The following is a 20,099-nucleotide window of genomic DNA, read 5'->3' as shown; positions in this document are numbered from 1 at the left end:
TTCACTTTATGTAAGACGATAAAATATGTATAGACACTCGCCTTACTTCTATATATTTTATCTCCACAATGAATTTACTTTATATAAGAAAGAACCTCTTCAGTATGTCCCTTCACTTTCACTTTACGCCACTCTTTTACAAGCTCACCGTCTTTATTAATAAGGAATGTAGAACGCTCGATTCCCATATACTCTTTTCCAAAGTTCTTTTTCAATTTCCAAACGTCGTATAATTCCGCTACCTTATGATCTTCATCTACTAAAAGTACAAATGGAAGCTCATGCTTCTCAATGAATTTCAGATGTCTGTTCGCTGAATCAGGACTTACACCAAGAATAACTGTATCTTTCTCTTGAAATAATCCATACGCATCGCGAAAATCACATGCTTCAGTTGTACACCCTGGAGTCATATCTTTCGGATAAAAATATAGCACTACGTTTTTACCACGAAAATCAGCTAAGCGAACTTGTTCCCCGTTACTTCCCTCTAATGTAAATTCTGGAGCCATTTCTCCTACTGTGATCATTGTTATCACTCCTACTCTTTTCTTTTACTATATCAAATGCTATCTTATTTTTCATTGTCTATTACAGACCTCATTACAAAAGCAAACGGTAATGTATATCCAATTAGCGCTTCTGCAATCGCAATCCATCTCCCTATTCCAATCGGAGCTATATCACCGTACCCAACGGACAATAAAGTAACTGCGCTAAAATATAAGCAAATTTCTACAAGTTGAAAAGATTGGGCATGCAAACTTTCTCCATCTTCTTTCAAAACTGCAAAACCCATTTCTTCTAATACAACATAACTTAACCCAAACGCAATCAATACCGTTGTATAAATTAAAAATAAGGAGGCTAAATTATAAAGCGAAAAGAAACGCCTAGAATCTGAATATGAACTCCATAACAATTGGACACTTCTCAAAATAGCAATTGCTGCAATTAATAGAATAAATCCCCATAACATGTCCTCCACCTCATTTTATATGTATGAGACGGCCATTGGATTTATCCCTTAGAAACAAACAAGCTTCTATAATTAATTCCCAGCACCACGGTACCTTTTTACCCCTTGATTCCAAAGAGTAATTGCAATCGTAAAACAGATAACACCAACGAATGGTGTTGCAAATGCATAGCTATTCCACTCTGTTTTTCTTAAAAAGTATGCTGCTGGATACACTCCGACAAACGCAAATGGTAAAACAAACGTTAAAATGAAGCGAATCACACGGTTATAAATGTTAACAGGATAGCGACCATAGTTACCTATGTTATACATTAGCGGCATAATTGAACTTTTCGCATCCGACCAAAAACCAAGGCTCGCAAGCGTAACAAATATCCCTCCGTATACAAGTGCTCCTCCTCCTACCATCAGTAAGAATAAGAAGAAATCGTACCAGTAAAAAGATAATTGCAGCTCCACTGCTGCATATCCCATTACAATTATTCCTGTAATCGCTCCAATTAAAGATTCCAGTTCCATTCTTTCTAATATAATTTGAAATAAACTATGAATCGGTCTCGTTAATATACGATCCATTTCTCCTTTAATAATGTAACGATCATTAAAGTCCCATATGTTAAAGAAAGCTGAGAAAATGGCAAACGGCACTAAAAAGAAACCATAAATAAAGATTACTTCTTCTCTACTCCAGCCCTTTAATGCTTGTGTATGCCCAAACACAACGAGAATAAAGATTAAATTAACAGCCTGTAGTGCTAAATCAGAAAGTAATCCAACGATAAAATCGCCCCGATACTCCAATTTTGTTTTTATATATTGGCTTGCATATTGCAAAAATAGGTTTATATATATCATCTCATCATCCCCCTTGTACAATTAGACGTTTTCTCGCCGTTCTCCACATGAGTACAATTGGAATAATAAGTACAATTGCCCAAATTACTTGGAATAATAATGCCTCATACAATTTACTTCCTTGTATACCTTCTGAAAAAATCATACTCGGAATATAACTAATTGCCTGAAACGGTAAAAACATCATTGCCTTTTGGGCCCATAACGGATAAAAACTAATTGGTAATAATAGACCTGAAAATAAATCAATAACGACACGTTTCGCATACATAATTCCACTATTATTAAATAGGAAGAACGTGAGCATTCCCGTCATTAAATTAATTTGTGTATTAATAATAAAACTAAATATTAAAGATAAGAAGAAATATAACCACGTTTGAAAATTCGTTGTAATTTGCAATGAAAATAATAAGGTAACGATAACCATACCTGGAATTGAAAAGAAAGCAAAACGAAATATTCCTTCACCAAGACCTTGCATCACTTTCATGCCTAAATAGTTATATGGACGAATGAGTTCTACTGCTACACGTCCTTCTTGAATCTCCATCGCAATTTCCCTGTCTATATTATTAAAATAAAAAGCACGTGCCATCCACGCAATTGCGATATAAGTAGTCATTTGCGAAATAGATAAACTTTCAATATTCTCTTTTCCACTATAAATTGCTTGCCATAAAAAATAATACGCACCGATATTAATTGTATAAATTAAAATCCCACTATAATAGTTTGTACGATACGCAAGCATCATTAAAAAGCGAATCCGAATCATTTCAATGTACTTACCCATGTTTAATACCTTCTTCATAAATGTTACGAATAATTTCCTCTGTAGATACTTCGTTAATTTTTAAATCTTTAATTTGAAAGGCTTGTACTACTTTAGAAATAAGCATTGAAATGATAACTTCTTCATTCGGTATTTTTGCAACCCACGCGTTTTCCTCTTTCGCTTTCGACCAAACGACATGACTATCTGGCATAACCATTGATAAAGCCTGATAGGAAACTGGTGCAATAAATTGAAAATGGATTTCCTTCTCTGCTCCCCACTGTGTACGAAGATTATTTAAAGAACCGTCATACATAATATTTCCTTCATCCAGCATGATAACGCGCTCACATAAAGCTTCAATATCAGTAATATCATGGGTTGTTAATAAGATTGTTGTTTTATAACGTTCATTCATTTCTTTTAAAAATTCACGTATTTTTAATTTCACAAGAACATCCAACCCAATTGTTGGTTCATCTAAAAATAATAACGGTGGATTATGAATTAATGCTGCCGCTAATTCACAACGCATTCTTTGACCTAGAGATAACTTTCGAACTGGCTTATCTAATAAAGGACCAATATCTAACGTTTCAATCACGTGTTCCATATGCTCTTTATACTGAGCGTCTGATACACCGTACACTTTTTTTAATAAACGAAAAGATTCTTGTACAGCAATATCCCACCAAAGTTGTGAGCGTTGACCGAAAACAACACCAATCGTTCTTACGAATTCTTCTCTCTGCTTATGCGGGTTCATCCCATTTACTAAAATTTCTCCTGATGTCGGAGTCAAAATCCCCGTAAGCATTTTAATAGTTGTTGATTTACCAGCACCGTTCTCACCTATATACCCAACCATTTCACCTTGTTTCACAGTAAAAGATACATCATTTACTGCTGGTACTATTTTATAATTACGATTTAATAAATCGCGAAAAGCACCCTTTAATCCCGGACGACTTGAATAGGCTGTAAATTCTTTACGTAACCCTTGTACCTCAATTACCGATTTCATAATCGGACCCCCTTCCTAAATGTCACAACGAATAGTTTACCCAACTGCCTTCTCTATCACAAACAATACGTCTTTTCGAAAAACATGTTAGAATAATACATAGATTTTTGTAAGGAGATGAATTGTAGTGAAATTCACAAAATCAGAAGCATTACATAAAGAAGCTTTAGAACATATCGTTGGCGGCGTTAATAGTCCTTCTCGTTCTTTTAAAGCAGTTGGCGGCGGCGCTCCTGTTGCTATGGAACGTGGAAAAGGTGCTTATTTCTGGGATGTAGACGGAAATAAATATATCGATTATTTAGCAGCATACGGTCCTATTATTACTGGACATGCTCACCCGCACATTACAAAAGCAATTACAACAGCTGCTGAAAATGGTGTACTTTACGGAACACCAACAGCACTAGAAGTAAAATTCGCAAAAATGTTAAAAGAAGCAATGCCTGCATTAGATAAAGTCCGCTTCGTAAACTCTGGTACTGAATCAGTAATGACAACAATTCGCGTCGCTCGTGCTTACACAGGCCGCACAAAAATTATGAAATTTGCTGGTTGTTACCACGGTCATTCTGATTTAGTACTTGTAGCAGCTGGATCTGGCCCTTCTACGCTAGGAACTCCTGACTCAGCCGGTGTACCACAAAGTATCGCTCAAGAAGTTATTACCGTTCCATTTAATAATGTAGAAACTTTAAAAGAAGCTTTAGATAAATGGGGACATGAAGTAGCAGCTATCCTTGTAGAACCGATTGTTGGAAACTTCGGTATTGTAGAGCCAAAACCTGGCTTCCTTGAGAAAGTGAATGAACTTGTTCACGAAGCTGGTGCACTAGTAATTTATGATGAAGTTATTACTGCTTTCCGCTTTATGTACGGTGGTGCTCAAGACTTACTTGGCGTAACACCAGACTTAACAGCGCTTGGTAAAGTTATTGGCGGCGGACTTCCGATCGGTGCTTATGGTGGTAAGAAAGAAATTATGGAACAAGTTGCTCCGCTCGGACCTGCATATCAAGCTGGTACAATGGCAGGAAATCCTGCTTCTATGGCATCCGGTATCGCTTGTCTAGAAGTTCTTCAACAAGAAGGTCTTTATGAGAAATTAGATGAACTTGGTGCGATGCTTGAAAAGGGAATTTTAGAGCAAGCTGCAAAACATAATATCGATATTACATTAAACCGACTAAAAGGTGCTTTAACTGTATACTTCACAACAAATACAATTGAAGATTACGATGCAGCACAAGATACAGACGGTGAAAGGTTCGGTAAATTCTTCAAGCTTATGCTTCAAGAAGGAGTTAACTTAGCACCTTCTAAATACGAAGCATGGTTCTTAACGACAGAACATACAAAAGAAGATATTGAATATACAATTGAAGCTGTAGGCAGAGCATTTGCTGCTTTAGCGGATAATAAATAATCCCGTCATTAAAAGGAAAAAAGAAAGCACATCTTTCTTTTTTCCTTTTTTCTATTTCATAAATCCCTCATTAATAGTATAATTATTCATAATTATCTGTTTTATTTTTATTTTATATCCTTACTATCCTTGTATATAAGGCTGCTCACGCCTTGAATAGTAAGATTATTCAAACTTCAATAAGAGGGGGGATTGACGGATGCTCAATAAAACAAATACATGGACACCGTCTTTATTTCGAGATTATAAAAATGCAGAACATGATGCGTGTGGAATCGTTTCCGTTATGGAGAAACGAAAAATTCCTACAAAAGAAAACATCGACCTTTGCATACAATCACTTGTCAAAATGAATCATCGAGCTGGTTTCATTAATGGTGAAGGAGATGGTATCGGAATTCACATTGATGTCCCAAAAGCACTTTGGAATGAAAAGCTGAAAAATAACGGATACAATCCAACGATTGTGGATCATCCCCACTTTATCGTTGGACATTTTTTTCTAAACAAAAACGCAAATATCGTTAATTTAAAAAATCATATTCGTACGCAATTAAATAACGAAAATTTTACTATTATTTTTGAAAGTGATGATGTAATAAATTCCGATGCACTCGGTCCACTTGGTAAACAGGAAGAACCTTTATTTTGGCAAGTTGCTCTTATCGCAGAAAATAAAGTTGAAAATATTGAGCAAACATTATTTTCAGTAACGATAAAAATAGAGGAAAACGAAGCGATTCATGTTGCTTCATTAAGTCGTGACCATGTTGTATATAAAGTTCTAGGTGCTGGGGATACACTTGTTGCCTATTACAATGATTTACAACATCCACTTATCGCTTCAACTATGACACTAGGACATAACCGCTATTCTACTAATACATTATCTAATTTTTTTCGTGTACAACCATTTAGCATTCTCGGACATAATGGTGAAATTAACACAATTGCAAAATTACGCGATCAAGCTGACATGATTCATGTTCCACTTACTGTTGGGGGAAGTGACTCCCAAGATTTAAACCGCACCCTAGAAACCCTACTTGTTCAATACGACTACAGTTTATTTGAAGCAATGGATATACTATTCCCACCAATTATTAATGAAATTAAACTTTATGAACCACATTTACAAGATTTATATACGTATATACGTGAAGCATGGGGCCATTTTGCGCAAGGTCCAGCTGGTATTATTTCACGTTATAAAGATGAGGCTGTTTTCAGCGTTGATTCCCTTGGACTACGACCAGTATGGAAAGTAGAGACAGTGAGTTCTTATGTTTTCTCTTCTGAACCTGGAGTTGTATCACCAACCGAATATGTAGAAGAACCGAAACCACTCGCTCCTGGAGAAAAGGTCGGATTAAAATGGAATGAACAAGATGAACTTGTTCTTTATGAATACGACAAATACCAAATTGAAGTATATAATCGTTTCCAAAAACGAATCGATGTTAGCAATTATCATTTAAACTTATCTATCCCTGAAACGAAAGAAATCCAAGGATTATGTGATTCTGTTCAAGTTGAAACGAAACAGTACGTTTCTTTCGGGTGGGATCGAGAACATATTCAGCTTCTTGAACAGATGGCAACAAAAGGCGTCGAGCCAATTCGCTCACTTGGGCATGACTCACCACTTGCAGCACTCGATACTGATAGACGAAATATCGCTGATTTCATTAAGGAAAGTGTAGCCGTTGTTACAAATCCAGCAATCGATCGTGATCGAGAGGTCGAGCACTTCTCCACACGAACAATACTTGGAGAGCGCCCAAGTTTATTAAGCGGAGCTAAACAGCCATTTGTAGTTGAGATGCTTTCCCCCATTATTCTAGAAGGAAGTGTAGCACAATCTATTACAGAGGAATTACACACAATTACGTACGAACAACTTATACAGCTATTCAATACTCATAGCTCTATCGCTACAATCTCTGCTACATTCAGTCCGACAGAAACTTTACAATGCGCCTTAAATCGAATTAGTTCTGAAGCGATAAAGGCCGTGAACGATGGAGCCTCCCTACTATTAATAGACGATGCCAACGCTCATCTAAATGAACAGTTATGGATTGATCCGCATTTAGTTACCGCTAAAGTACATCAAGTATTAGGCGAAAATAAATTACGCCGAAACTGCTCTCTCGTTATACGTTCTGGTGCCCTTCGCTCCTTACATGATATCGTCACACTGTATGGATTAGGAGCAGATGGTATGAATCCATATTTATTATTTGCAACCGTAAATGATGGAACAAAAACGCCAATTACGAATTTGTATAATGCTCTTAATAAAGGACTAGAAAAAGTCATTTCAACAATTGGAATCCATGAATTACGTGGTTACGGTCGCCTCTATTCTTCTATCGGATTACATGAGGAAATCGCAAATATATTACAAATTACGAATTTCTTCGGTTCAAATGATTTAGCTTTTTCGCTTGAATCACTTGCTGAAGATGCACAATTGCGAGCGGATGATTATAACAATCCTAAAGTTAGAATGCGAAAATCTTTTCATATATTCCCGCGAATTTGGAAAGCAATCGGCGATGTCGCAAAAGGAAACTCTTATGATGATTACCGTGACAAGTTAAGTGAATTAGAAGAAAATAACCCAATCGCAATTAGACACCTTGTTCAAACGAAAGAAACAAAACATGTAGTTCCCGCTGAAGAAGTGTCCATCAGCATTCAAAATCATAATTTACCATTTATTATTAGTTCCATGTCATTCGGTTCTCAAAATGAAGTTGCCTTTCGTGCATATGCAGAAGCGGCCGATCAGCTAAATATGATTAGTTTAAACGGTGAAGGCGGCGAAATTAAAGATATGATTGGAAAATATCCACATACACGCGGACAACAAGTTGCATCTGGGCGATTTGGCGTAAACGCCGAACTACTAAATTCATCAAACTTAATTGAAATAAAAATCGGGCAAGGCGCAAAGCCTGGTGAAGGTGGACATTTGCCAGGTTCAAAAGTAACAGCCAAAATAGCTGAAGCACGTAATGCTACAATTGGCTCAGATTTAATTTCACCTTCTAACAACCATGATATTTATTCCATTGAAGATTTAGCTCAAATGATTACAGAAATTAAAACGGCTAATCAACTTGCGAAAGTAGCTGTAAAGGTCCCTGTCGTCCCTAACATTGGAACAATTGCTGTCGGTATCGCAAAAGCTGGTGCTGACTTTATTAACATTAGCGGATTTGATGGTGGTACAGGTGCTGCACGTATTCACGCATTGCAACATGTAGGGCTTCCTGTAGAAATTGGTGTGAAAGCCGCTCACAATGCTTTATTAGAAGCAAATATGAGACATAAAGTAGAAATTTGGGCTGACGGTGGTATTCGAAGTGTTAATGATGCCTTGAAAATCATGCTCCTTGGGGCAAACCGTATTGGATTTGGTACATTATCCATGATTGCAATCGGCTGTACAACTTGCCGCGGATGTCATCTAGATACTTGTCACGTTGGAATTGCAACACAAATTGAGTCTGAAGCTCAGGCGAAAGAACACGGATTACGCCGCTTCGTCCCGCGCGAATTAGAAAGCGCCGTTGCTGGATTATTACATTTATTCACCACTTTTGGCGTAGAACTAAAACGATTAACAGGAAATCTTGGTTATACAAATTTACAAGAAATTGTCGGACATTCCGATTTATTAGAACAAGTTCGAGGCGAAAATTTATTAGACTTATGTAATTTACTACAAACGATAGAAAACCCATCTGTTACAAAAACAGAATACGTACCGGAAAAACAATTTGAAACAGTTCATTCCCCTCATTCAAAAGAATTAGTAGGCGTTGGCGTAGAGCAACGCGTTATGGGTGGTCTAGAATCTTGCTATCGCGTTCGTAGTAAATTATATGAAGACACGAAGCTTGAACCACTTACATTAAAGTATACGAATGGCTCTATTCCTGGAAATGGATTAGGTGCTTATAATAGTGAGAACTTATTTATACACGTAAATGGCGGTGCACAAGATGGTATTGGTAAAACTTCCTTTGGTGGTGGTATTTATATAACGAAAACAAAAGGAAAAGACGGCATATATTATAACGGTTCTGTCGGAAAAGGTTTTGGGTACGGTGCACAAAAAGGATCGCTATACGTTCAAGGTAACGCTGATGCTCGCGCCGGCATTCGCCTCTCTGGAGCAGACATGATAATTGGAGGGCGAATGACAAAGCCACTCCGTGAAAAAGAGCAAGGGAATATAGGTGTATACTCTAATATTAAAGGTTTCGCTTTTGAATATATGACAAATGGGCGAGCGCTTGTTTTAGGGGATCCTGGTCCATGGATTTGTGCTGGTATGACTGGTGGTGTTGTTTATTTACGTCATGATTCAAGCTCGGGTTTAACAGAAAACGCCTTAAAAAGAAGAATCGCAAAAGGGGCAAATGTTACATTACAACCAATTAGTAAAAATGGCGTGCAAGATGTGACTGAGTTATTGCTAGATTATATTCGTGTATTAAATGAACATGAGCAATACGAGGAAGTTGCTTTATTAACACCGTTACTCGATGATATGCAGCAACAGTTTTTTGAAATTATCCCGAAAAAAGAGCAGGCTGATCCATCTATCTCCACAGAGTGATATACCAACTTTTCATTCTCAAGAAAAAATTGACGAAGTACACTTCTCATAGTAATCTATAGTAACAATTTGAAACCTGCTGAAATTCAGCAGGTTTTTTCACTAAAAATTGATGTTTAAAAAGAATTAGGAAAAAGTATAAAATGAATCTTAATTTCTTATTAACGTCACTAAAATATCACTTGCTAACATATTGTAATGAATGTATAGTATCATGTTGTACATTCATTATGACAAGAGAAAGGATCTTATTAAGGGTATGAAACTTGGTGCTCGCATTTTAAAAACGGGTATTGCCATCACATTAGCTTTATTTGCTTGTATTTTACTTCAATTACCGAGTCCAGTATTCGCGGGAATCTCAGCTATATTCGCTGTTCAACCGTCTGTATACCGCTCATATTTAACAGCTCTTGAGCAAATTCAAGCAAACGTCATTGGTGCGGTATTCGCTATCGTATTTGCTACTGCTTTTGGACATAATCCTTTTATTATTGGATTAACATGTATATTAGTAATTGCGCTTACGTTACAATTACGATTAGAAAACACAATATCAATTGCTTTAGTAACAGTTATCGCCATTATGGAGTATCAAGGCGACGATTTCTTTAGTTTTGCCTTACTTCGCTTTGCGACGATTATGATTGGAATTATTGCGGCTTCACTTGTAAATTTAGTGTTTATGCCGCCAAAATACGAAACAAAACTATATCACCGTATCGTTGATAATACAGAAGAAATTGTAAAATGGATTCGAATGAATAGTAGGCAAGCTTCTGATTTTACAACGCTAAAAACTGATATTGATCGTATGAAAGAAAAGATGATCAAACTAAACCATTACTATTTGCTGTATAAAGAAGAAAGAAGCTACACGAAAAAAGTACAGTTCGCAAAAATTCGTAAGCTCGTTTTATTCAGACAAATGTTAGCGACGACAAGCCGTGCTTTAAGTACTTTAAAATCATTACATCGTACTGAAAATGAACTGCGCTATATGCCAGAAGAATTTCAGGAATCTATCCAAAACGAACTTGACTCATTAACCCATTACCATGAACAAGTTTTATTAAAATTTATTGGTAAAGCAAAAAAACAACAATCCGTTGAAATGCTTGATGAAGTTGAAACAGGTAAACAAGAATTAATTGATATCTTTATGGATTATCAAAACAAGGACGATGAGGAAGCTTATAAAACATGGCTACACCTCTTCCCTCTTATTTCTGCCATTATTAACTATAGTGAAGAAGTAGAGCATTTAGATTTACTTGTGGATAGCTTCTACACATACCATAAACCAGAAGCAGAACTCCAAATCGAAGATAAAAAAGAAGACGAATAAAGAAAACAGCTCCTTTTACGCTAAAGGAGCTGTTTCTGTTATATGTTGAAGTTGATATAAATTGTAATAAAACCCTCTTTTTTTCATTAACTCTTCATGAGAACCTGTTTCTTTAATTTCACCATCTTCAATGTAAATAATCGTATCCATATGCGTAATCGTCGCCAATCGATGTGCGATTACGATCGTCGTCCGATCAGCAGCTAACGTCTGAAGCGCCTGCTGAATATACCGTTCATTTTCTAAATCTAAAGCGGAAGTCGCCTCATCTAATATAAGTAACGATGGATTCTTTAGAAACACTCTTGCAATCGCTACACGTTGCCTTTGCCCACCAGATAACTTCACACCGCGTTCCCCAACGACAGTATCATAGCCATCAGGTAACTCTATAATAAAATCATGAATTTGCGCAGCTTTAGCAGCTGCAATCACTTCTTCCTCTGTAGCTTTCGGATTTCCATATAAAATATTTGCCCCGATTGTATCACTAAATAACAAATTATCTTGCAGTACAATTCCAATATGACTACGTAAATTTCTCATATCATACTTTCTAACATCTATCCCATCTACATAAACTGCACCTGAAGAAACATCATAGAAACGTGGGATTAAGCTAGCAAGAGATGACTTCCCTCCCCCACTCGCTCCTACAAGTGCTACCTTCTCTCCTGGCAACATAGTTAACGAAAGGTTATGTAATATCTCTTTTTCATCCGAATTGTAACGAAAAGATACATTATCAAATATCACTTCACCATTTAATTTTGTCGTTTGTACCGCACTTGGCACATTGACAATATCGTATTTTTCATCTAACAATTCAAACACTCGATCCATCGATGCGAAAGACTGTGTTAATGTTGTGGAGGAATTAACAAGGCGGCGAAGCGGACTATACAAACTATCCATATATCCAACAAAGGCAACCATAGTCCCTAATGTTAACTGCCCCTGAATTACTTCATATGCTGCAAAGCCGATCACCAGTAACGGGCCTAAATCGGTTAACGTATTCACTGCTGAAAATGTCCTTGCAGTCCAACTCGTATGCGTTAACGCTTTCGTCAAAAATTCATTATTTCTTTTTTCAAACTGCTTACCCTCATATTCTTCTAATGCAAAGCTACGTGTCACTTGCATCCCTTGAATACGTTCATGTAAATACCCTTGCATCGTTGCTAACGCTTGTGAACGCTCTTTCGTCAATTTTCGAAGACGTCCGAAAAAATATTTCACCGCCACTACATAAATAGGTAAAATTAATAGCGCAACAAATGTCAATTTTATATTCATAGAAAACATAACAATAATAGCAATTGCAATTGTTGCCGTATCTAACCAAACATTCATCAAACCAGTAATTACAAAATCCTTCGTTTGTTCTACATCATGGATTACACGTGAAATAATTTCCCCTGTTTTTGTGTTTGAATAATAGCGTAAACTCAACTTTTGCAAATGACCAAAAATATGTTTTCGCAAATCATATAGTATTGTATTTGCGATACGCTGCGCGAAATATTGACGATAATATTCAATTGGCGGTCTTATTACTGCAAAAATAAAAAAGGCAATCCCAACGGCTGTTACTAATTGGGATGTTTTATCTTGAAGTGACCCTCCACCTTGAATTACATCATCGATAATATATTTTAATAACCACGGCATAATAAGCGGGATGCCGAATTTAACTAGACCAATCATAATCGTAATAGCAATAAGCCATCGATATGGTTTAACAAAGTGCAAATATCTTTTTATACCTTGCACATAATCCCCCCTCTAATAGGACAAACCTGCCGGGAAATCCCCTGCAGGTTTGTTTTAATTTCTGTACATTAAATATCTTTCATACCACATATCTACAAAATCTGGCGCGAATGGCCCTTTTCTTTGATGAATCCATTGTGTTAATTGTGCTACATTTCGTTTTAAAATAGTATCAATAACAGGTGGATACTGCATAATTTGACTATGCTTTTCATACTCATCTTCATCTAAAAGCGTATATGTCATATCTGGATATACTTTAATATCTAAATCATAATCAATGTACTTTAATGCTTCAGAATCATATGCAAAAGGTGAGCCTAAATTACAATAATAATATACTCCCTCTTCCCTTAGCATCCCAATCACATTAAACCAATAGTTTGCATGAAAATAACAAATTGCTGGTTCACGAGTAATCCATGTTCGGCCATCTGATTCTGTCACTACTGTACGATCATTTGCTCCGATAACAAGACTCTGTGTCCCTTTTAAAATTGTTGTCTCTTCCCACATTCTATGAATGGAGCCATTATGTTTATAACTATGTATTTGTACTTTTTCTCCTTCTTTGGGAAATCCCATATATGCTCCCTTCTTTCAACTGCAAATGCCCTTTGAGCTGCATTCACTTTTTTTCTATTATAACTTTTTTGTCGAAATTTTAAAACTAAAGCGACAAGACTCTATTTTTCACACCGAATACTATATCCCTAATCTTCTTAGGAGACGGGGGCTTCGCTGAATGATTTACAAACGAGGAAATGGGAATAGAAAAAGCCCTTCCTTATTTCTATCTAAAGAAGGGCCTTTCACCGGAAGGTAACAATATGCCTTACCCTAAATTCGAAATCATTTTTTCAGTTTCAAAAGATTGAATCACACTATTTGTTTGCTCTTCAAATTTCTCATGTAACAGTTTTAACGCTAATTCTGTTCTATATATTTCTTGGCGGATAAAATGTAATTCCTTTTTATCGCACGTATCCTTTTCGCTGATTTCAATTTGCTGATATTTCTCTAGATGAGCTTGTAACTTTAACAACTCATCCATCGTTTCCAATTGCTCTCCTACCAACTTATCAAAATCGTTCATTACTTACCCCCTTTTAGATTTATTCATCAGTTATTATTCCTCATTACATATTTCTAATCTTTAACTTCCTTCTCCTTTGACTACATTTGTTGACTTATTAGAAGTTATGTCGTCCGCTTTCTTTTCATTACAATGACCCGCACACAAAGAAAACACTTCTCTCGAAATGGAGAAGTGTTTTTCTTTCATTACTCGTTTGAACTAGAAGATTGTGATTGTTTTGCAGCTGATTGTGCATTTTGTTTTTTCACAGCATGCACGTCTGTTTCAGTTGCAAATTCTGTACCATAACTAGCGTTTGCACTTTGTGCACCAGAAGCTTGTGCTTTCTTTGCTTCTGATTGTGCATTCGCTTGTTTTACTGCTTGTACATTTGTTTCAGTCGCAAACTCTGTACCATAACTAGCATTTGTACTTTGAATGCTAGCACCAGAAGTTGCCTTGTTATAACCTTGTTGTTTTTTACTCATCTTTCTCACCTCCACAATCAATAATGTAACCAATTCAACTAGAAGCTATCCGTAATTTTCTTTTGAAAAAATTCCGCATATATCTCTTGTTACTCATTCAAACTATAGAAAATGGAGGTGGAAATATGTATATAGGACGCGATATGACTGAACTAACGATGATTTCAAAAAATGAATGGAAAGAAGATGAATTAGCTTATTTTCATCATTCATTACAACAGATTTTGCCGTATTTAAATGCAGAAGGTCAAAGTATCTATAAAGAAATTGTAATAGAAATCGAATCAAGGGGCGGCTTACAAGAAGGTGATGCTAGTTGGACTCATGGGACAAAAATTTCTTACGATTAAAAAAGTGTTCCCAATCTAGGGAACACTTTTTTTGTTTATTGCATTGTAATTTTCTCAACACAACTCTCATAAATCGTACGATGCGATTTAGAGAAAGGTAACTGTTCAAAAGCTTCTTTCGATACAAATTTCAATGTATCTGTTTCAACAATATCACCGGTTACTTTTCCGTAAAATACAAATATATCCCAAGTACGATGAGTAAATGTATGTTGTACATTCATTGCGTATTCTTCAATAGAAATCGAGAGCTCAAATTTTTCCTTCATATAATCTATAAGCTGCTCTTTCTGATTCCGAATCCCTTCCCCAAGTTCAGCATTTGGAAACTCCCACATGTTAGCTAATAACCCGGTACTTGGACGTTTATTAATGACGTAACGACCATCTTCTGTTTGAAGTACTCCTGCAACAATCGGTACCATTGTAGGAGCTTTCGCTTTACTTTTTACTGGTAGTTCTTTTTGAACACCTTCAGCATATCCCCTGCAATGTTCACGTACAGGACAAAGTAAGCATGCTGGATTTTTGGGAATACAAATTAGTGCACCTAACTCCATCAAACCTTGATTAAAATAAGATGGATTTTCAGCTGAAATAATTTCACGCACAATCTCTTCAAACACTTTTCTAGTCTTTGGTTTTGCAATGTCATCCCATACTGATAAAATGCGAGATAATACACGCATAACATTTCCGTCAACTGCTGGCTCTGGTATACCATATGCGATACTTAAAATAGCACCTTTTGTATATGGGCCAACTCCTTTTAACTTTTCAATTTTCTTTACATCACTCGGTACTATCCCGCCGTATACTTCTTTCACTTCTTTTACAGCCGCATGTAAATTTCGTGCTCTAGAATAATACCCTAAACCTTCCCATGCTTTTAACACTTCTTCATCATCAGCATTTGCCAAAGCCTCTAGAGTAGGAAACTTCCCCATAAAATTCGCGTAATATGGTTTTACAGCTTCTACCCTTGTTTGCTGCAACATAATTTCCGAAACCCAAACGCGGTATGGATCTTTATTTTTACGCCACGGTAAGTCGCGTTGCTCTTTTTCAAACCAACCAATTAAATCATTTTGAAACTGCTCTATGTTAAAATTATTTAATATTTCAAGTGTCAAACTTGATCCCCCTCATTTTTTTGCATATAAGTACTATTATAAAGATTTTAGGAAAAAATTTAAGTAAGATGACATAGGAAATAGAAGGCAAAGGACTTGAGGTATCGAATAAAAAGAGTTACATTAATAAAAAACGGAGGTGAATTTCTATGGACACAGCCACTCACCTTGTTATGGGCGTTACTCTAGGCAGTTTGGCAACGTTAGATCCAGCCATAGCACAAAGTGATATTGGGCCACAAGCAGTTATGTTTGCTACAATTGCCGGTTCCAATATTCCTGACATCGATACAGTTTTAAAATTGCGTAATAACGCTAAATATATAAGAAATCATCGCGGGATTACTCATTCCATTCCTGCAGTGATTCTTTGGTCATTCCTTATAAGTGGCATCTCTTTCGCCTTCTTTTCAGACGCTCCATATTTGCATCTACTACTTTGGTCATTTATTGCCGTCTTTCTTCATGTCTTTGTAGATATTTTCAACGCCTACGGTACACAGGCATTACGGCCCTTCACAAAAAAATGGGTAGCACTCGGCATCATTAATACATTTGATACCGTCATTTTCTTTATCCACCTACTCGCGATTGCTTGTATGCTCGTAGGTTCCCATAAAGGGTATACTGCTTTAGCAGCGTATATATTGATGATTGTTTACTATATCGGACGGATTATGATGCATAGAAACATACGTAGCATCGTATATAAACGTTTCAATCATGTGGAGAAAATAATCATTTCCCCTTCTTACAGATTTTATCATTATCATTTAGCAATCGTTACAACTGACTATTACTACGTTGCTAGATGGCATCGTGGTAACATCATGGTCTATGATAAGTTCGACCGGATACCGTTCCCAGATAATGCTATTATGCGCGCAGCTAAACAAGATGAAAACATCTCAGCATTTCTATCTTTTTCTCCTGTGTATCGCTGGGACATTTTTGATTATGATCATTATTACGAAGTTCGCTTCATTGATTTGCGCTATCGCAGTAAAGATTATTATCCATTCGTTGCAATCGTTCAACTCGACCACAATTTAAATATTATTAGTTCCTATACAGGATGGATTTTTAGTGAAGAAAAACTTCGAAAAAAACTGGAATTACTTCCACATTAAAAAAAGCGACTTAAGTCGCTTTTTTTAATGTTTCAAATGATCTTCTTGATTGATTAAATGGCTATATTTCGGATTATTTGTACGCATTTCATGAAGGCGACCTCCATGATTATTAATCCATGTTCGTACCACTTGTTCAGTCATTTCATCACCTTGATAACGACCTGATTTAGCATAAGTTGTTTGAAAGTCTTCCCACAATAATTCAACCCACGCACGAGCTTGTGCGTAAGAAAGTTTGTCATTTTTGTCTAATAGTTCTTTTGTTAATGTTTCGTGAATATCATTCATATTCCATTCTCCTTTTACCTATTTATTCCCTTAATTTCTAAAGGATAGTTTCTTCTATTTTGCACATTCTATAAGTGATACTTCTTAAAGAGGTATCAACTGATGATGAGGAGGGCGTTCGCAATGGGTAAACAAGCCGAATTTTGGTCTGAGTCAAAAAACAACAGCAAAATCGATGGTCAGCCGAAAGCGAAATCACGCTTCGCTTCGAAACGACCTAACGGCACAATTAACACGCACCCACAAGAACGTATGCGTGCTGCAAATCAGCAGGAAGAATAGTACAGGTACAACCTAAAAAATTAACTTCCTACACGAGGTGATAAAGATGAGCTACCGTGATCGCTTAGATAGTCGTTCTGAATTATTTAACCATACGTGGACTCGTCCGAAACATGCAAAAGCGCAAGTTAACGGACAGACGCAACAAACCCAGTCTCTCATTATACTGGCGAATGAATGTAAAAAACGCCAATTTTAGAATCTCCTATCTCCTGTAACGCCTACCAAAAATGAAAACCAGAGAGATATTCGCTCTCTGGTTTTCATTTTTCTTGTAATAAAGAAATCGGTATTCCAATCTCTTCATTATCATTTTGCTTATGTCCCCAAGCAAATACCCCGTTGAAATACGTAATTTCAAATAATATACCAGGTTCTTCTACTAATTCATATGTCTCACCAATATGAAATTTATTTATATCAGTCATATAAGCACGAGCCATTGCCATCTTTCGCATTAATACATCGAACTCATTTACAATACCAAGCTGCTCTGCCTTTATTGCTTGCTCTTTCAAAACCCCAATTTCTTCCCTTAGCTCATGTGGTGTCATTTCACTGTAGCGCTTTGGCATATTCATCTTATTCCCCTCATCCCTCTTCACGTTTCATCTGCAAAAATATATCTATCTCATCAATAGAGAATCCTTTGCGATATAACGCTTGTTTCATCTTATTTTCAAATGTCCATCCATCATACTTCTTATATTTCTCATAATATTTATTCCCATGATAGTGTAACGCTTCTTGTTGCTGTTCGTCATCTTTTTCGTCTTTCAATTCTTCCAAACAAATTTGAATCACATCTCTAGAATATCCTTTACGAACAAGCATTTCGTCTAACTTTAGCTTCATTTGTAAAAAGGAATGCTTTTGATAAGACCTTTTCTTCTTTTCTATAAGAAGTAAAGCATTCTCAATTTGCTTTTCCTTCGGATATTCTTGTAAACTATGTGTAATGATTAGATCCTGAACACCTTTATTTAATAACTCTCTTTTAATAACAGTTGGACCCTTTCGATTCACATTACTTTGCGTTCGCGTATATAAAACAGCGTACTCTTTATCATTAATATATCGATCATGTAATAATTTCGAAACGACTTCAGAGATGACGGCCTGTCCCACTTCTTTTTTTCGTAAATAGTCTTCTACTTCTTTTTTTGTTCTCATTTGATAGGATAGATAGGAAATTGCTTGTAAATATGCTTTTTGTACCTCTTCATTGTATAAAATATTTCCTAACGCTAGTTCATCAATTTCTAACCCTTTTTGTAATCCATGTTTCATTAAGATTACTTGATCCACACTAAATCCGTATTCTTCACCTTGACCTTTATCAATATAAATATTAAACCGTTCTTTCGATCGTTTTTGCACTTCTATTTTTGTAATGACAGCCATACTCTCACCTCTCTATTATTTTAACATAGTCAAGGAACGTTTTTGGTTTTCAAGAATATATATAATGAGGAGGAAATAATTGTGAGAATCGCAATTTCTGGTGGTACCGGCTTTATCGGTAAATACCTTTCTACTTTTTTTATTCAAAAAGGATATAATGTTTACATTCTTACTCGAAACAAAACTACTGAAACTTCCCACCCTAACCTTCAGTATGTACAATGGACACCAGATTTACAAACCTTCCCCCTCTCTTCTATCGATGTAGTTATTAATCTAGCTGGAGAGTCTATTAATAGTAGATGGACAAAGAAACAAAAGGAATCCATTTTAAACAGTAGAATTCAAACAACAAAAGGACTCATTAAACAATTGCAAACACTTGGTACAAAGCCAAATACATTTATTAACGCAAGTGCTATTGGATACTATGGAACGTCTGAAACTGAGTCTTTTACAGAACAGCATGAGATTCCTGGAAATGACTTTTTAGCAAATACAGTATATTCATGGGAACAAGAAGCATCTAAAGCACGTTCTCATGGAATGCGAACAATCTACGCAAGACTTGGAGTTGTATTAGGCGCAGACGGAGGAGCTCTTCCCAAAATGCTACTCCCCTATCAATTCTATATTGGAGGTACAATTGGATCTGGAAACCAATGGTTATCATGGATTCATATAGACGATGTCGTTCGCCTAATTGATTTCATCATACACAAAGAAGAAATTGATGGCCCTTTTAACATCACAGCTCCCCTACCTATAAAAATGAAGGAATTTGGAGAAACCATTGCAACTATAATGAAAAAACCTCATTGGTTACCTGTCCCTTCATTTATGCTTCACACTTTATTGGGTGAGATGAGTATACTTGTACTCGAAGGACAACATGTATTACCTAGTAAAGCAATTGAACATGGGTATCAATACACATTTCCGGCAATAGACCATGCATTACAAAATGTACTTTCGCATACAATGTAGTACTTCTAAAACACAGTTTTACAGGGCCCCCTTTCAAAACTTTCATTTTCTAGAATCCGGAGCATTATTACACAAATAACCTTTCAGTTACTTTCCCTTAAATTCCATTAACATTGTAAAGTAACAGAAAT

The 20,099-nt window shown here is 36.2% G+C and carries 21 protein-coding genes; 8 read left to right on the top strand and 13 right to left on the bottom strand.

Annotated features, from left to right (window positions below):
• Window positions 1-74: 74 nt before the first annotated feature.
• The 5 genes from bcp to NHG49_RS02875 form a co-directional block, all read right to left on the bottom strand.
• A complete protein-coding gene (bcp, locus tag NHG49_RS02895; protein ID WP_060486952.1) occupies window positions 75-530 on the bottom strand; it encodes a thioredoxin-dependent thiol peroxidase in 456 nt (151 codons plus the stop codon).
• A gap of 44 nt (window positions 531-574) precedes the next feature.
• Window positions 575-979 carry a potassium channel family protein gene (locus NHG49_RS02890; protein WP_000964347.1) on the bottom strand — a complete coding sequence of 135 codons (405 nt, stop codon included), beginning with the start codon at window positions 977-979 and terminating at the stop codon, window positions 575-577.
• A 72-nt stretch (window positions 980-1,051) separates the two neighbouring features.
• A complete protein-coding gene (locus tag NHG49_RS02885; protein WP_000639385.1) occupies window positions 1,052-1,837 on the bottom strand; it encodes an ABC transporter permease in 786 nt (261 codons plus the stop codon).
• 4 nt (window positions 1,838-1,841) lie between these two features.
• On the bottom strand, window positions 1,842-2,633 hold the full coding sequence (locus NHG49_RS02880) for an ABC transporter permease (RefSeq protein WP_000521517.1): 792 nt from the start codon (window positions 2,631-2,633) through the stop codon (window positions 1,842-1,844).
• Window positions 2,626-3,639, bottom strand: a complete 1,014-nt coding sequence (locus NHG49_RS02875; protein WP_000843649.1) for an ABC transporter ATP-binding protein — start codon at window positions 3,637-3,639, stop codon at window positions 2,626-2,628. Before NHG49_RS02875 ends, NHG49_RS02880 begins: the two co-directional genes overlap by 8 nt.
• A 127-nt stretch (window positions 3,640-3,766) precedes the next feature.
• Between NHG49_RS02875 and hemL the strand changes: the two genes are divergently transcribed.
• The 3 genes from hemL to NHG49_RS02860 all read left to right on the top strand — a co-directional run bounded on the left by hemL (window position 3,767) and on the right by NHG49_RS02860 (window position 11,049).
• Complete coding sequence (hemL, locus tag NHG49_RS02870; RefSeq protein ID WP_064477272.1) at window positions 3,767-5,065, top strand: glutamate-1-semialdehyde-2,1-aminomutase; 1,299 nt, start codon at window positions 3,767-3,769, stop codon at window positions 5,063-5,065.
• 199 nt (window positions 5,066-5,264) lie between these two features.
• Entirely contained in the window at window positions 5,265-9,701 is a 4,437-nt protein-coding gene (locus tag NHG49_RS02865; protein WP_258125536.1) for a glutamate synthase-related protein, read from the top strand.
• A 259-nt stretch (window positions 9,702-9,960) separates the two neighbouring features.
• The gene (locus tag NHG49_RS02860; protein ID WP_064477270.1) at window positions 9,961-11,049 is read left to right on the top strand and encodes an aromatic acid exporter family protein; all 1,089 of its coding nucleotides are present in this window, start codon (window positions 9,961-9,963) and stop codon (window positions 11,047-11,049) included.
• A gap of 15 nt (window positions 11,050-11,064) precedes the next feature.
• Here NHG49_RS02860 and NHG49_RS02855 read toward each other — a convergent pair whose 3' ends face one another.
• From NHG49_RS02855 to NHG49_RS02840, 4 genes are all read right to left on the bottom strand, one after another.
• Window positions 11,065-12,825 (bottom strand): ABC transporter ATP-binding protein, encoded by a 1,761-nt coding sequence (locus NHG49_RS02855; protein ID WP_098102478.1) that lies wholly within the window; start codon window positions 12,823-12,825, stop codon window positions 11,065-11,067.
• A 54-nt stretch (window positions 12,826-12,879) separates the two neighbouring features.
• Window positions 12,880-13,410 (bottom strand): nucleoside tri-diphosphate phosphatase, encoded by a 531-nt coding sequence (ntdP, locus tag NHG49_RS02850; RefSeq protein ID WP_000506626.1) that lies wholly within the window; start codon window positions 13,408-13,410, stop codon window positions 12,880-12,882.
• A gap of 250 nt (window positions 13,411-13,660) precedes the next feature.
• Window positions 13,661-13,921: a YgaB family protein gene (locus NHG49_RS02845; protein WP_000997573.1), complete on the bottom strand. Its 261-nt coding sequence runs from the start codon at window positions 13,919-13,921 to the stop codon at window positions 13,661-13,663.
• A 188-nt stretch (window positions 13,922-14,109) separates the two neighbouring features.
• Window positions 14,110-14,391 (bottom strand): gamma-type small acid-soluble spore protein, encoded by a 282-nt coding sequence (locus NHG49_RS02840; RefSeq protein WP_000039038.1) that lies wholly within the window; start codon window positions 14,389-14,391, stop codon window positions 14,110-14,112.
• A gap of 125 nt (window positions 14,392-14,516) precedes the next feature.
• Here NHG49_RS02840 and NHG49_RS02835 point away from each other — a divergent pair, with 125 nt between their 5' ends.
• Complete coding sequence (locus NHG49_RS02835) at window positions 14,517-14,741, top strand: hypothetical protein (protein ID WP_000275431.1); 225 nt, start codon at window positions 14,517-14,519, stop codon at window positions 14,739-14,741.
• Window positions 14,742-14,776: 35 nt separating this feature from the next.
• Here NHG49_RS02835 and mutY read toward each other — a convergent pair whose 3' ends face one another.
• Complete coding sequence (mutY, locus tag NHG49_RS02830; protein WP_064477268.1) at window positions 14,777-15,874, bottom strand: A/G-specific adenine glycosylase; 1,098 nt, start codon at window positions 15,872-15,874, stop codon at window positions 14,777-14,779.
• Window positions 15,875-16,023: 149 nt separating this feature from the next.
• On the opposite strand from mutY, the gene NHG49_RS02825 reads away from it, so the two are divergent.
• Window positions 16,024-17,004 (top strand): metal-dependent hydrolase, encoded by a 981-nt coding sequence (locus tag NHG49_RS02825; RefSeq protein WP_064477267.1) that lies wholly within the window; start codon window positions 16,024-16,026, stop codon window positions 17,002-17,004.
• A gap of 24 nt (window positions 17,005-17,028) precedes the next feature.
• Here the strand turns inward: NHG49_RS02825 and NHG49_RS02820 are convergent, their stop codons facing one another.
• The gene (locus tag NHG49_RS02820; RefSeq protein ID WP_000997857.1) at window positions 17,029-17,295 is read right to left on the bottom strand and encodes a YfhJ family protein; all 267 of its coding nucleotides are present in this window, start codon (window positions 17,293-17,295) and stop codon (window positions 17,029-17,031) included.
• A 123-nt stretch (window positions 17,296-17,418) separates the two neighbouring features.
• On the opposite strand from NHG49_RS02820, the gene NHG49_RS02815 reads away from it, so the two are divergent.
• Together NHG49_RS02815 and NHG49_RS02810 are read left to right on the top strand one after the other, a co-directional pair.
• Entirely contained in the window at window positions 17,419-17,577 is a 159-nt protein-coding gene (locus NHG49_RS02815) for a small, acid-soluble spore protein K (protein ID WP_000517891.1), read from the top strand.
• Window positions 17,578-17,623: 46 nt separating this feature from the next.
• Window positions 17,624-17,776, top strand: coding sequence for a YpzG family protein (locus tag NHG49_RS02810; protein ID WP_000122093.1), 153 nt, complete (start codon window positions 17,624-17,626; stop codon window positions 17,774-17,776).
• A gap of 64 nt (window positions 17,777-17,840) precedes the next feature.
• On the opposite strand, the gene NHG49_RS02805 is transcribed toward NHG49_RS02810, so the two are convergent.
• Together NHG49_RS02805 and recX are read right to left on the bottom strand one after the other, a co-directional pair.
• The gene (locus tag NHG49_RS02805) at window positions 17,841-18,158 is read right to left on the bottom strand and encodes a YfhH family protein (protein ID WP_001057030.1); all 318 of its coding nucleotides are present in this window, start codon (window positions 18,156-18,158) and stop codon (window positions 17,841-17,843) included.
• 10 nt (window positions 18,159-18,168) lie between these two features.
• Window positions 18,169-18,981, bottom strand: coding sequence for a recombination regulator RecX (gene recX / locus NHG49_RS02800; protein ID WP_088046950.1), 813 nt, complete (start codon window positions 18,979-18,981; stop codon window positions 18,169-18,171).
• A gap of 81 nt (window positions 18,982-19,062) precedes the next feature.
• Between recX and NHG49_RS02795 the strand changes: the two genes are divergently transcribed.
• Complete coding sequence (locus NHG49_RS02795) at window positions 19,063-19,968, top strand: TIGR01777 family oxidoreductase (RefSeq protein ID WP_064477265.1); 906 nt, start codon at window positions 19,063-19,065, stop codon at window positions 19,966-19,968.
• Window positions 19,969-20,099 lie beyond the last annotated feature (131 nt).

Origin of the sequence: Bacillus sp. IBL03825 (genome assembly GCF_024712505.1) — a bacterium.
In the GTDB taxonomy this organism is placed as follows: Bacteria; Bacillota; Bacilli; order Bacillales; family Bacillaceae_G; genus Bacillus_A; species Bacillus_A wiedmannii.
Note: the sequence above shows the minus strand (reverse complement) of the source record. Positions and strands in the feature narration are given on the sequence as shown.

Bases quoted from the DNA above. Each gene is read 5' to 3' on its own strand.
- NHG49_RS02890 (WP_000964347.1), bottom strand. From the start codon at position 979: ATGTTATGGGGATTTATTCTATTAATTGCAGCAATTGCTATTTTGAGA.
- NHG49_RS02885 (WP_000639385.1), bottom strand. From the start codon at position 1,837: ATGATATATATAAACCTATTTTTGCAATATGCAAGCCAATATATAAAA.
- ntdP (WP_000506626.1), bottom strand. From the start codon at position 13,410: ATGGGATTTCCCAAAGAAGGAGAAAAAGTACAAATACATAGTTATAAA.
- NHG49_RS02860 (WP_064477270.1), top strand. From the start codon at position 9,961: ATGAAACTTGGTGCTCGCATTTTAAAAACGGGTATTGCCATCACATTA.
- NHG49_RS02805 (WP_001057030.1), bottom strand. From the start codon at position 18,158: ATGAATATGCCAAAGCGCTACAGTGAAATGACACCACATGAGCTAAGG.
- NHG49_RS02815 (WP_000517891.1), top strand. From the start codon at position 17,419: ATGGGTAAACAAGCCGAATTTTGGTCTGAGTCAAAAAACAACAGCAAA.
- NHG49_RS02810 (WP_000122093.1), top strand. From the start codon at position 17,624: ATGAGCTACCGTGATCGCTTAGATAGTCGTTCTGAATTATTTAACCAT.
- NHG49_RS02825 (WP_064477267.1), top strand. From the start codon at position 16,024: ATGGACACAGCCACTCACCTTGTTATGGGCGTTACTCTAGGCAGTTTG.
- NHG49_RS02840 (WP_000039038.1), bottom strand. From the start codon at position 14,391: ATGAGTAAAAAACAACAAGGTTATAACAAGGCAACTTCTGGTGCTAGC.
- NHG49_RS02845 (WP_000997573.1), bottom strand. From the start codon at position 13,921: ATGAACGATTTTGATAAGTTGGTAGGAGAGCAATTGGAAACGATGGAT.
- NHG49_RS02875 (WP_000843649.1), bottom strand. From the start codon at position 3,639: ATGAAATCGGTAATTGAGGTACAAGGGTTACGTAAAGAATTTACAGCC.
- recX (WP_088046950.1), bottom strand. From the start codon at position 18,981: ATGGCTGTCATTACAAAAATAGAAGTGCAAAAACGATCGAAAGAACGG.
- NHG49_RS02820 (WP_000997857.1), bottom strand. From the start codon at position 17,295: ATGAATGATATTCACGAAACATTAACAAAAGAACTATTAGACAAAAAT.
- NHG49_RS02880 (WP_000521517.1), bottom strand. From the start codon at position 2,633: ATGGGTAAGTACATTGAAATGATTCGGATTCGCTTTTTAATGATGCTT.
- bcp (WP_060486952.1), bottom strand. From the start codon at position 530: ATGATCACAGTAGGAGAAATGGCTCCAGAATTTACATTAGAGGGAAGT.
- NHG49_RS02865 (WP_258125536.1), top strand. From the start codon at position 5,265: ATGCTCAATAAAACAAATACATGGACACCGTCTTTATTTCGAGATTAT.
- NHG49_RS02835 (WP_000275431.1), top strand. From the start codon at position 14,517: ATGTATATAGGACGCGATATGACTGAACTAACGATGATTTCAAAAAAT.